At 30.5% G+C, this 13,334-nt stretch carries 6 protein-coding genes, 2 tRNA genes and 1 pseudogene; 7 read left to right on the forward strand and 2 right to left on the reverse strand.

Annotated elements, in window-relative coordinates:
• The first annotated feature begins 342 nt into the window (after window positions 1-342).
• The 6 genes and pseudogenes from CAMP18497_RS04190 to CAMP18497_RS04215 all read left to right on the forward strand — a co-directional run bounded on the left by CAMP18497_RS04190 (window position 343) and on the right by CAMP18497_RS04215 (window position 12,371).
• Window positions 343-1,755 (forward strand): aspartate ammonia-lyase, encoded by a 1,413-nt coding sequence (locus CAMP18497_RS04190; RefSeq protein ID WP_337212643.1) that lies wholly within the window; start codon window positions 343-345, stop codon window positions 1,753-1,755.
• Between the two features lie 18 nt (window positions 1,756-1,773).
• Window positions 1,774-3,106: pseudogene (locus tag CAMP18497_RS04195) on the forward strand (anaerobic C4-dicarboxylate transporter).
• Window positions 3,107-3,199: 93 nt separating this feature from the next.
• Window positions 3,200-4,543, forward strand: coding sequence for a TrkH family potassium uptake protein (locus CAMP18497_RS04200; RefSeq protein ID WP_337212645.1), 1,344 nt, complete (start codon window positions 3,200-3,202; stop codon window positions 4,541-4,543).
• A complete protein-coding gene (locus CAMP18497_RS04205) occupies window positions 4,540-5,181 on the forward strand; it encodes a potassium channel family protein (protein WP_263664328.1) in 642 nt (213 codons plus the stop codon). The genes CAMP18497_RS04200 and CAMP18497_RS04205 overlap by 4 nt, the downstream gene beginning before the upstream one ends.
• A 631-nt stretch (window positions 5,182-5,812) precedes the next feature.
• On the forward strand, window positions 5,813-12,073 hold the full coding sequence (locus tag CAMP18497_RS04210; protein WP_337212648.1) for an inverse autotransporter beta domain-containing protein: 6,261 nt from the start codon (window positions 5,813-5,815) through the stop codon (window positions 12,071-12,073).
• A 25-nt stretch (window positions 12,074-12,098) separates the two neighbouring features.
• Window positions 12,099-12,371 (forward strand): hypothetical protein, encoded by a 273-nt coding sequence (locus tag CAMP18497_RS04215; protein WP_337212651.1) that lies wholly within the window; start codon window positions 12,099-12,101, stop codon window positions 12,369-12,371.
• 8 nt (window positions 12,372-12,379) lie between these two features.
• Here CAMP18497_RS04215 and CAMP18497_RS04220 read toward each other — a convergent pair.
• A tRNA-Met gene (locus CAMP18497_RS04220) sits at window positions 12,380-12,456 on the reverse strand.
• A gap of 127 nt (window positions 12,457-12,583) precedes the next feature.
• Between CAMP18497_RS04220 and CAMP18497_RS04225 the strand changes: the two genes are divergently transcribed.
• Window positions 12,584-13,234: a putative metalloprotease CJM1_0395 family protein gene (locus tag CAMP18497_RS04225; protein ID WP_337212653.1), complete on the forward strand. Its 651-nt coding sequence runs from the start codon at window positions 12,584-12,586 to the stop codon at window positions 13,232-13,234.
• Here CAMP18497_RS04225 and CAMP18497_RS04230 read toward each other — a convergent pair.
• Window positions 13,235-13,322: transfer RNA gene (locus CAMP18497_RS04230), tRNA-Ser, on the reverse strand. It abuts the gene before it with no gap.
• Window positions 13,323-13,334: the final 12 nt, after the last annotated feature.

Raw genomic sequence — 13,334 nt, forward strand, 5'->3', positions numbered from 1 at the left:
ATAATCAAACTAAACCCATTAAGGGTTTAGTTTGATTGATGAAGGATTTAGGGGGATGGTAATTGGTAAGCTAGAGTTTGCTAATTGACTTACAACTCTTATAGCTTCATTTTCACTTTATTTGCCTTATCTTTATATTTTTAAAGTTATTACAAATCATAAATATCTATAAAAACATTTTACCAGTAGAAATAATTTTTAATTTTATAATTAATTCTTATATATTTTTTATTAAAATATTTAAAAATTTAGAAAAATTTATGAAACTTTTATAAAAAATTGTTATATAATACTCATTAAGTTTATAAACAAAACTTAAATAAAACCCACAAGGAGTACATCATGGGAACAAGAAAAGAACACGACTTTATTGGTGAGTTGGAAATTTCTGACGAAGTTTATTATGGAGTGCAAACTTTTAGAGCACTAGAAAACTTCCATATGAGTGGTAGAAGATTACAAGATTATCCATATTTTGTAAAAGCTTTCGCTCAAGTTAAAAAAGCAGCTGCTCTTGCTAACAAAGAAGTTGGAGTTCTTGATGCTGACAAAGCTGATGCTATTGCTAAAGCTTGCGATAGATTAATTGCTGGTGAATTTTTAGATCAATTTGTAGTAGATATGATCCAAGGTGGTGCTGGTACTAGTACAAATATGAATACTAATGAGGTTATCACTAACATTGCTCTTGAAAGCATGGGACACAAAAAAGGTGAATACCAATACCTTCATCCAAATGATCATACAAACTTAGGTCAATCTACAAATGATACTTATCCAAGTTCAATCAAAGTAGCAACCTATGCAAAACTTACTGATCTTTTAAAAGCTATGGAACTTTTAAAAACTGAATTAGAAGTTAAAGCTAAAGAATACAAAGATATCATCAAAATGGGTAGAACAGAGCTTGAAGATGCGGTTCCTACAACTTTAGGAAATACTTTCAACGCTTTTGCTAGCTATATTAAAAGTGATATTGAAAAAATCACAGCAGCTCGTGAGTCAATGAGTTATTTAAATCTTGGTGCAACAGCTATTGGTACAGGAATTAACTGCCACCCTGATTATAAATTTGTGGTTGAGAAAAAATTAAAAGAAATTACTGGTGTTGAATTTAAACCAGCTGAAGATTTTATTGCTGCTACTCAAGATACAGCTGATTTTGTACATGTAAGCGGTGCTTTAAAAACTGCAGCTGTAAGACTATCAAAAATCGCAAATGACTTAAGATTAATGAATTCAGGCCCAAGATGTGGTTTAGGCGAAATTAATCTACCAAAAATGCAACCAGGTAGCTCTATCATGCCAGGTAAAGTAAATCCAGTAATATGCGAAGCAGTAGGTGAAGCTTGCTATGAAGTTATAGGAAATGATGTTACTATCATGCTTTGCTCTGAAAGAGGAGAATTTGAACTTAATGCATTTGAACCAGGTATTGCTTATGGATTATTCAACTCTATAGTTTTACTTGAAAATGCAATGAAATCTCTAGCTGAAAAAGCTGTAAGAGGCTTAACAGCAAATCCTGAAGCATGCAAACAATCTGTACTTAACTCAATCGGTATTGTTACAGCATTTAACCCTATTTTAGGATATGAAAAATCTGCAAGTATTGCTAAAGAAGCTTTAGAAACTGGTAAAGCAGTTGGCGATATTTGTCTTGAAAGAGGATATCTTCCAAAAGAAGAAATTGAAAGAATTTTAACACCAGAAAATATGTTAAATCCTCACATGACAGAAAAAAGAAAAGCGTAGTTTTTAGGAGTTTAAATCATGGATATTATGATTATTTTACAACTTGTTGTCTTTCTTGGGGCAATATTCATAGGTATCCGCCTTGGCGGCATAGCAATAGGCTATTCCGGAGGTTTGGGTGTTGTTATTTTAGGTCTTGTTTTAGGTATGAAACCAGGTAATATTCCTTGGGATGTTATCTTAATCATCGCTGCAGCTATTGCTGCGATTTCTGCTATGCAACAAGCAGGTGGTTTGGATTATATGGTAAAAGTTACTGAAAGAATTTTACGTAAACATCCAAGATTTATCAATTACCTTGCACCAGCTTGCGGTTGGTTACTTACTATTTTAGCAGGTACTGGTAATGCAGTATTTTCATTAATGCCTGTTGTTATTGATGTTGCAAAATCACAAAACATTAAACCATCAGCTCCACTTTCATTAATGGTTGTTGCTTCACAAATTGGTATTACAGCTTCTCCAGTTAGTGCTGCTGTTGTTTATATGACTGGTGTATTAGAACCGCTTGGTTGGAATTATCCTGCATTAATTGGTATTTGGATTGTAACTACTTTTGCTGCTTGTATGATTACAGCTTTCATTGTAAGTTTAATCACTCCAATGGATCTTAGCAAAGACCCTGTATATCAAGAACGCTTAAAAGCTGGTCTTGTAAAAAGTGCTTCTGATGTTTTACAAAGTGAAGACAAACCAGGTGCGAAACTTTCAGTTGCTATTTTCTTATTCACAGTATTAGCAGTTGTTCTTTATGCTACAGCAATTTCTAACAATATCAAATGGATTGATCCAGTAGTTATCCCAAGAGATGCTGCAATTATGAGTTTCTTATTAACTGCTGCAACTTTAATCACAATCTTTTGTAAAGTTGAGCCTGCTAAAATTTTAGATACAAGTGTATTTAAATCAGGTATGACAGCTTGTGTGTGTATTTGGTGTTGCTTGGCTTGGAAATACTTTCGTTGCAGGTCATGAGGCAGGTATTAAAGAAGTAGCAGGTGAATGGGTTAAACAAACTCCAGCTATGCTTGCAGTTGCATTCTTCTTTGCTAGTATGCTTTTATACTCTCAAGCAGCTACTGCAAAAGCTATTGTTCCAGTTATCATCGCTGCATTAGGAATTTCAGCTACAAATCCTGCAGATTCTTATATGCTAGTTGCTTGTTTTGCTGCTGTTTCAGCGCTTTTCGTTCTTCCAACTTACCCTACTTTATTAGGTGCGGTTCAAATGGATGATACAGGTACAACAAGAATTGGAAAATTCATATTTAACCACGCGTTCTTTATTCCGGGTGTATTAGCTATAGTTATAGCTGTTGCTCTAGGTTTCTTAGCAGTAGGAATGCTTTAATACTCTAACTTTCCACTTTAAAAGTGGAAAGTTTTCTTCTTTATTTATTAACTAATTTTAAGTAGAATGTTTTTTTAATTTCAAAGAATCAAAATGACAAAATTAACTTTAGATAGAAAAAATATAAGAATTTTATTTATAGGTTATATTCTAGTAGCGCTTTTTGGCACTTTTATTCTAATGCTTCCTATTATGCACACTAAACCCATATCTTTTCTAGATGCATTTTTTACCAGTGCTTCAGCTGTAAGCATGACAGGACTTATTGTATTAAACACCTCATTAGATTTTAGCTTTTATGGACAACTTGTTATTTTATTGCTTATTCAAATAGGCGGTTTAGGCTATATGAGTATAGCTATGGCTTTATATATTTTAGTACGCAAAAAAATGAGTTTTGGAGAAAAAAATCTTTTAAGAGAATCCTTGATTTATCCTGGTGCTGACGGACTTGTAGGATTTTTAAAAAAGGTTTTATTTTTTGTTTTTGCTATTGAGCTTATAGGTGCAGTATTATTATTTTTAAGATTTAAATTAGATATGAATTTAAGTGAAGCCCTATGGGCTAGTATTTTTCACTCCATTTCTGCTTTTAATAATGCTGGCTTTAGTGTATTTGAAAGTGGCCTAATGCCTTATAGAGATGATTTTTGGATTAATTTTATTATTACCTCTTTGATTATCATTGGGGGTTTGGGTTATTTTGTATTATTAGAATTATACTTTTTTTCTAAAAAACGTTTTGCAAGCTTAAGCTTACATACAAAACTTGTTTTAATTTCTACTGTTATATTGATTATTTTTGCAAGCTTAGTGGTTTTTTTATTTGAATACCATAACCCAAAAAGTATAGGCGAATTTTCACTTTTTGATAAAATCATGAGTGCTTATTTTACAGCAGTAAATTACCGAACGGCAGGATTTAATACTCTTGATCTTAGCACCTTTAAAGATGCAAGTTTATTTTTTGGATCTTTGTTTATGATTGTAGGTGGTGCGCCTGGTGGAACAGCTGGAGGTATTAAGGTAACTACTATTGCTGTATTGTTAATCTATGCTTATTGGAGTATCAAAGATAGCAATGCAAGAATTTTTAACTTTGAAATTCCTACAGAAACTATCAACAAAGCTTTTATTATAGCGGTAAGTTCTATTGTATATATCATCGCTTGTGTATTGCTTTTATCTTTAATTGAGGATGATAAAAGCTTTCTGCCCTTGCTTTTTGAAACAAGCTCAGCTTTTGCTACAGTAGGAGTTTCAGTGGGTGATGGTGGAACTTTATCACTTAGCGCGCTTTTTAATTCTGAAAGCAAGTTAATTATCATTTTACTTATGCTTAGTGGTAGAGTGGGTGTGCTTGCATTTTTATTTAGTATATTTTTTAAAGAAAAAGAAAAATATTTAAATTATCCAAAAGGAAAAATTATATTATGAAAAAAGAAACTTATGGTATTATAGGACTTGGAAGATTTGGCTCAGTTTTAGCAAAAGAACTTATTGATCAAGGTAAAAGAGTTATTGTTTCAGATATTGATGAAGAAGCGGTTAAAGAATTGCAAGATCATGCGGATTTTGCTTATATCTTAGATTCTACCCATACTATAGCTTTAAAAGAAGCAGGTTATGCAAATGCTGATGTTGTCATACTTAGTATAGGTGAAAATTTAGAATCAAGCATACTTACTTTCATGGCTTTAAAAGAAATAGGAGTAAAAAATATCATAGCTAAAGCAAATTCTTCTACACATGGACAAATTCTTTCAAAACTTGGGGTTAATAAAGTCATCTATCCTGAAAAAGAATCTGCAAAACGTTTGGCTAAAATTCTTATTACTAACCCAAATTTTGAAATCATAGATCTCTCAGCTAATACCATCAAAGTAGCAAAACTTTTAGTGGATGAAAATTTAGCAGGAAAAACTTTGCAATCTATCGGACAAAATTTAAAAGTTATTGCACATAAACAGCACGATACTTGGAGTATTATGCCAAATTTAGAAACTACTGCTTATCTAAATGATATACTAATGCTACTTGGCACCCAAGAAGAACTAAATCAATACGAATATTAAAAAATCTAAAGCTTATTTTTAAGCTTTAGCCTTATATTTAAATCACCTTTCATTTTTCATTAAACATTTCATATATTATTTTACCTATTGCCTGATTTATAAAAACATATAAACTATAATTAAATATATTTTTTTAATAAGTTATTTTAAGATTATAACAACTATTATCAACTTTATAAAAAACTCTATATTCTAATTATCTAAAGAGTATAATAAGATATTTTTACTCTTTATTTATTACTATATATAAGCTTAGTATTTATATTTTATATACCAAATATATTAAATACAATTTATATTCTTATATAAACACTATTTTTTCATATCTGCACATATATTAAACAATATAACAAAGTATAAATATAAAAGCTACAAAAGTCTATTTTTGCATTATTTTAAAAAAGTAAATAAAAGTGAATTTTGATGATATGTAAATAATAACAAATCTATATGTATTTTTTTAATAAAAAATAAAAGTAATTTTGATTATAGTTTATAAATAATTATTATATTTGATAGTTTTTTAGCTATTTTTCAATATATTTATAACTTTTTTATCATTTTTGTATTTTTTGTGTTATCATATTCTCATCACAAATCAAACTTTATGAAAGGATTCTAGGGGGAGTATATGAAAAAAACGCTTTTATTTGTTTTACTCATTCACACTTTTCTTTTTTCTCAAATAATGATTTTAAAAAATCAAGATAAAATCATTATAGATAACAATCAAACTCTTGCGGTTAATAGCTTAAGTCAGGCTAAAGATCATAACAATATTGATCTAAAAGTCAAAAGGCTATTAGAAGAAAAACCAAAGAAAGATTCTAATCTTAGTAAAGAAGATAAAGAATTATCTAATAAGGTTATTAACACCATCCAAACCATAGGTAATGTATATAATGCCAAAGATAGCAAAGAAAGAGATGAAATTGTTAGAGACTTAGCAGGTAATTATTTAAGCTTACAAGCTAATACTTTAATCCAAGAATATTTACAATCTCTTAATCACTCCATTAATAGTGAGTTTAATTTAAGCTATAACGACAGAGGTGGTTTAAGCGGTGGTGCTAAAGCACTTTTACCTATTATGAGTGAAGATAATCCAAAAATATCTTATTTTTTACAAAGCGGTATAGGTGGATATGATAATAATAGAATCATAGGTCATTTTGGTGGTGGTATAAGATATTATCCTAATGCATTAGCATTAGATAATTCAGGAAATATCATGCTAGGATTAAATTTAGTTTATGATCATGATTTTAGCAGGGAACATAAAAGAATGTCTTTAGGTTTTGAAAGTATGCTAGATACACTCGCTTTTCATGCTAATATTTATCAAAGACTAAGTGATTGGGTTGATAGTTATGATTTTAAAAATACTAATAATAATCTAACTTTCTTAGAGCGCCCTGCTAATGGTTGGGACATGGGTATTAAATACGCTTTTCCTTCTATGAGTAATGTAGCTATCTTTGCTAATATAAGTAAATGGTATGGAGAAAAGGTTGCTCCATTTGGCAATACAAATTGTTATGAAGATTTAGAAAAAAATCCTTTAGTGTATGAAGGAGGTATTACTTATTCACCTTGTCCTGCATTAACTTTTTCGCTAAGTCACAAAAGAAGCAATGAAAGTGATAAACAAGGTACAAATATAGCTATGAATTTTAGTATACCTTTAGATAAAGATGCCCTCAAACATGCTTTTGATCCTAAATTTGCAGGTATAAATAATACTATTGAAGGCTCTAGAACTCATTTTATCGATAGAGATTATTCTATGGTGCTTGAATATAAAGCCATTAATAATGCTTATCATATTTCTTATTGTGGAAATTTAGGAGATAATACTCATTGCATTATGCTAAAAAATGGCTTTAACCAAGCAGTTAAAAATGTTGCTATAAGTGTAACTCCTGAACAAAAAAGTGTAATATTAAAGAATGGAAATCATTATATTACTGATGGCAATGGAAAGGTTTTTGTAAAAATAATCCATGCTTATGGAGTCCATCAAACCAATTTAATTGCTAAAGCAGGTAATGCTCAAGAGAGTTTTCCTATTACTATTGTAACTCCAAAAGGAGACTTTAGGGTATTTGCCAAACCTTCTAATATACAAAGACATGAAAAATCTCTAATCACATTTGCAGGAAGTGATTTAGCAAGTGATTTAGATATAAATTGGAAATTAATCGGCAAAGGAAGTTTAGAAAAAACTCCAAATTCAGATAAAACTGATAAAGATGGAATTTCAAATATCATCTATAAGCCTGATGCAAGTATGAAAAATAAAGAAAAGGCTGAAATTATTGCCAATGTATTAGGAGTTACTTTAAAAGCCTTTGTTCAAATAGCAATTTATGGAGATAATGATATTATCTTAGATAAAACCACTATAGGTAATAAAGAAAAAGCTCATGCAAGCTATAAAAACTTACAAGCTAAAACTACTAAGGTTAAATGGAGCATACAAGGAGATAATGCTTTATTTATAGATAAAGATAAAACCTCTAAAGAGCTTAATTTAATAGCTAATGAAAATGGCGAGAGCAATGTAGAAATCATAGGACTTAGTGGAAATGAAAAAGTAAAAATCATTGCTAAGAATATGAGCGATGAGTTAGTAAAAGCAAAAAGTAAAGATTTAGAAATCAAAAACTATTCAGCTACTATGGAACTTCCTACTGGAAAAGACCCTGTGACTCATCAAGACTTTGAAAAAGGAATGATTGATTATAAAAGCGATTTTGAAGTAAAACTTAAAGGCTTAATGCCAAAAACAAAAGTTTCATGGAAAGCTAAAGATATACAAAGCAATAAGACTTTAAGAATTAGCAATGATAAAGAAAGCACAGCTGATAATAAAGGTGAGAGCAAGGTAGTATTTGAAGGAGTAAAAGATTTTAATATTAAAAGATTGCAAATCATTGCTACTTATAATCAAAGCACAGCTAGCACTCAAGAAATAAACGGAGAGATCAAACTCCACCAATACACCCCAAGCATTAATTTTAGTAAAGATAAAATCCATGCTTATGAAAGTGATAGCAACAAAGCTTTAAAAGATCTAAAACTTGATCATGTAGAAGTAACTATAAAAGGTGGTAAACCTAATGAAAAAATAGAATGGAGTTTAAGTGGAGACGCTAGTTTAAGTAATCAAGAAGCAACATTTAATACTAGTGGTGAAGCTAAAGCAACTATTACTTCTAAGGCTCCATTTAAAACTAATCCTATCATTAATATTAACACCCTAGGCCAAAACCTAAGTAAAACTATTACTTATGATGTAAAAACATATACACCTAGTGTAACTTACCCAAGCTTTAAAGATCAAGAAAAAACTATAGATTATATAGATGATTTTAATATTAAAGTAAGCGGTTTATTACCAAATTCAACCATTGATAAAATCAGTGGAAGTAAAGGAGTAAAAGCTAAAAAAGAAAGCTTTAATGTTAATGATAAGGGTGAAGCTACTTTAGAATTTAATGGTATTAGTGATTATAGTGTTAAAGAACTTACTATTAAGTTTAGTTATACCAAACAAGGTAGCGTTAAAGAGGAGCTTAATTTAGATAAAATCAAACTTTATCAATACACTATTTCCTTTAATGCTGATCCAAGTACTATTATTGCAGAACCTAATAAAAATGCTGAAGTAACTTTAAAAGGTGGTAAAGCTAATGAAAAAATAGAATGGAGTTTAAGCGGGGATGCTACTTTAACTAAAGCTGATAAAGTATTTAATGCTAGTGGTGAAGCTAAAGCAGTTATTACTTCTAAGGCTCCATTTAAAACTAATCCTACAATTAATGTTAACACCCTAGGACAAAACCTCGCTAAAACATTAACTTATGCAGATGGAACTATATATACTCCAAAAATAGAATATCCTTCTTATAAAGTAAGTTTTTGGAAAACATTAGATAAAACCATAGACTATGACTCAGATTATGTGTTAAAAGTAAGCGGTTTATTACCAAATTCAAACATTGATAAAATCAGTGGAAGTAAAGGAGTAAAAGCTAAAAAAGAAAGCTTTAATGTTAATGATAAGGGTGAAGCTACTTTAGAATTTAATGGTATTAGTGATCCTAGTGTTAAAGAACTTACTATTAAGTTTAGTTATATGAACACAAGAGTAAGCAAAGCAGAGTTTACCACAGATAAAATCAATCTTTATCAAAGAGAATTGAATTTAGAACTTGACAAAGAAACACTTTATACTCAAGAAGGAGAAGTAGTACACGCTGTATTAAAAGGTGGAAAAACAGGTTCTAAAGTAGAATGGAGTTTAAGTGGGGATGCTACTTTAGGTAGTCATGATACAACTTTTAATGCTAATGGCGAAGCTAAAGCAACTATTACTTCTAAGGCTCCATTTGAGAATGATATTATGTTAAAAGTCAATGCTTTAGGTAGTTCTTTTACAAAAAGTATTAAGTATAATAAAAAAATTTATACCCCTGAAGTAAAATATCCTGCATATGATCCAAGCTGGCTCCCTTTTGATACTTTAAAAAATACTATAGACTATGACTCAGATTATGTGTTAAAAGTAAGCGGTTTATTACCAAATTCAACCATTGATAAAATCAGTGGAAGTAAAGGAGTAAAAGCTAAAAAAGAAAGCTTTAATGTTAATGATAAAGGTGAAGCTACTTTAGAATTTAATGGTATTAGTGATTATAGTGTTAAAGAACTTACTATTAAGTTTAGTTATATGAACACAGGAGTAAGCAAAGCAGAGTTTACCACAGATAAAATCAATCTTTATCAAAGAGAACTAAAATTTGAAGGAGATAAGACAATATACACAGAAGAAAATGCACAAGCTAATATTACACTAAAAGGTGGTAAAAAAGGTGCTAAAGTAGAATGGAGTTTAAAAGATGGTGATGCTACCTTAGGTAGTCATGATACAACTTTTAATCGTAGTGGATATGCATATGCAACTATTACTTCCAAAGCTCCATTTAAAGCTAATCCTGTAATTAGTGTAGAAACCATCGGACAAAACGTTAGTACTGCTATTGCTTATGTAGATAAAGAATATATCCCTAGTATTGTTTATCCTAATTATAAAGGTCATGAAAAAACAGTAAACTTAAACCAAGATTTTAATCTTGAGGTAAGCAATTTAATTCCAAATACAGAAATTGAAATTTATCATAATATACTGTCTGAAGCTCAGCCTAAACAAGATCATGTTAAAGTAAATTCTCTTGGTAGAGCTACTTTAGAATTTAATGGAGTATGGATACCAACAGTCGATAAATTCTATATCAAATTTAAGTATATGAAAACAAAAAGCAAATCAGCGGATTTTTCAACAGATTGGATTTATATATATAAACAAGATACTAAACTTGTTTTGGATATTGACAAAGATTCTTTCTTAAAAAGAGAAGGAGAAGAAGCTCATGCTGTATTAAAAGGTGGTAAAGCTAATGAAAAAGTAGAGTGGAGTTTAAGCGGGGATGCTACTTTAACTAAAGCTGATAAAGTATTTAATGCTAGTGGTGAAGCTAAAGCAACTATTACTTCCAAAGCTCCATTTAAAGCTAATCCTGTAATTAGCGTAGAAACTATAGGTCAAAGATTAAGTCAAACTATAGCTTATTCAGATAAAGAAATTTATACCCCAAAAATAACCTACCCAAGCTTTAAAGGAAAAGAAAAAACAATAGATTATGAAACTGATTTTGAAATTCCTATTAGCGGATTAATGCCAAATTCTTACATTGAGATTCTTAAAAATCAAACTGTAAAACCGATACATTCATACACTTTAGCAGTTGATGAGCATGGAAAAGCGCAATTGCATTTTAGACCAATTTCAGATTATAGTGTTAAAGATTTTCAAGTTAAATTTAAATATAATAAAACAAAAGATACAGAAGAAATCTTTACAACAGATATTATAAATCTATATCAATATGGTCTAAATATTGAAAGTCTTGGTATAATTGAAGCTAAGCAAGGAAAAGTTTTAACCTTGAAGGCGATTAATGGGAAACCTAAAACAAAAGTAAAATGGAAAATTATAAGTGGCAGTGGTGTCTTATCGCACAATGAAACAACTTTTAACGACAAAGGAGAAAGCACTATAATTTTGGCCGCAAAAGCTCCATACGATGATGTTAAAATAGAAGCTGAAGCAGAATTTGATAGTAAAAAAGCAAACACAACCATATATTATAGCTTTGACCCTATTATACATGATGATGATAAAATTACTTTTGATAAAGGAGGGGTAATAACAATAACCGGTTTAAAACCTAACAGTGAAGTTGTTATTGGTTTAGAAAAGTTGTATTATACTGATTTAGAGGAAAGAGGTAAAATTTTAAACGCCAATAAAAACGGGGAGATTAAATTACATTTTAATCCTGTTTCTTCTGTTAATACGGATGATTATGATAATAGATTTTTTAGAGTCAAGTTTACTTATAGAAAAAGCAATAATGAGCCTGCTGCTGAAAAAACAATCTCATCTTTCGTGAGACCACCTGATGTAATTAATATTCATTTTGAAAGTATTAATGATTTACAACACGGTTGTTGGGTTCCAGCAAATTCTTATTTTTCTAATGGAATGCCAAATGCACCAATAGAAGTAAAACCACAATGGACATGGATGATTGGGATGAGTAGTTATAAAGTTTTACAAAAAGATGCAAAATTTGATAGAAACGGAAAAGCAACCTATAGAGAGGGTGTTATATGGTGTACTGTTGGGAATGTTGGGGATCTTTATTATATGGATTTATATGTAGATGGAAAAAAATATTCCTTAACAGCTGTAACGCGATATGGATATAAAGGCTTTGAGTGGGATTCTTGGTCAAGTGATTCTTACAATAGTACTCTTGAGTAGTTTTATATAAGTAAAGACCGGGAATATGCCATTTTACAATTTTATGCAATTTCTATCTCTGTTAGCTCAACTTTCAGAGGTAGAAATTAAAACTCTTATGGAATATAAAGATCTATTATTAAAAGCATTGTCATCTTTAAATGAATCAAAAACATTTGATGTAAAAGAATGTGTGCGACTTATTGATACCCTTGAAGAAACTTTTTTCGATAAACTTCAAATAGAAGAAAGTAAAAAGAAAGAAATTTGCAAAAATATCATCAAAATACTAAAAAATCATTGGAAAATGTTTTTTTGAAAGCCAGATGGTGTCAAGGGGGAGACTTGAACTCCCGACCTCCGGCTTATGAGACCAGCGCTCTAGCCAGCTGAGCTACCCTGACATAAAAAGAAGTTAAAATTATACTTTATTTTGCTTAACATTTTATAAAATGCTTATTTTGTAATTTTTTATATATTTTTTAACTTTTTTGTGCTACAAATATAAAACTATATTAAAAAAGGATTTTAATGCAAATTAGCTCAAGTTATAGCAATGCCTTTTACGCACAAAATCCTTATCAAAATGAAGATAAAAAACAAACCAAAGAAAACATTTCAGAAAAAGAAAATCCACAGCAAACAAAAGAAAATGATAACAATCAAGAAAAAGATGAAAAAACTCAAAAAGTCAATGGTAAAGACTTAAGTAACGAGGAAGTAAAACAAGTACGAGAACTTGAAAAAATCGACAGAGAAGTAAGAGCTCATGAAGCAGCCCATCAAGCAGCAGGTGGAGCCTTAGCAGGTGCTGCAAGTTTTGGCTATACAAGAGGTCCTGATAACAAAATGTATGCAGTTGAAGGAGAAGTGCCTATAAGAATGCAAAAAGGCAATACTCCTGAAGAAACTATAGCAAATGCTATGCAAGTAATTGCTGCAGCTATGGCACCAGCTGATCCTAGTCCGCAAGATTATAAAGTAGCAGCTAATGCTATGCAAATGCAAAATGACGCACGCACCGAACAAGCTAAATTAAAAGCAGAAGAGCTAAAAGCACAAAATGAAAAAAGTAAAAATGAGAATGAGGAAAAAACAAATTCAAATTCCAAAGCTATAAAATCATACACACAAAATGCATCACAAGATTATATAGGAAGTCAGTATAACAAAAGCGCATAGTGGCAGAGAGGAAGGGATTCGAACCCTCGGTGAGTTGCCCCACACACGCGTTCCAGGCGTGCTCCTTCGACCGCTCGGACACCTCTCTAAAAATGAAAAT

This window comes from Campylobacter sp. W0066.1 (assembly GCF_024723635.1).
GTDB classification, from domain to species: Bacteria; Campylobacterota; Campylobacteria; order Campylobacterales; family Campylobacteraceae; genus Campylobacter_D; species Campylobacter_D lari_C.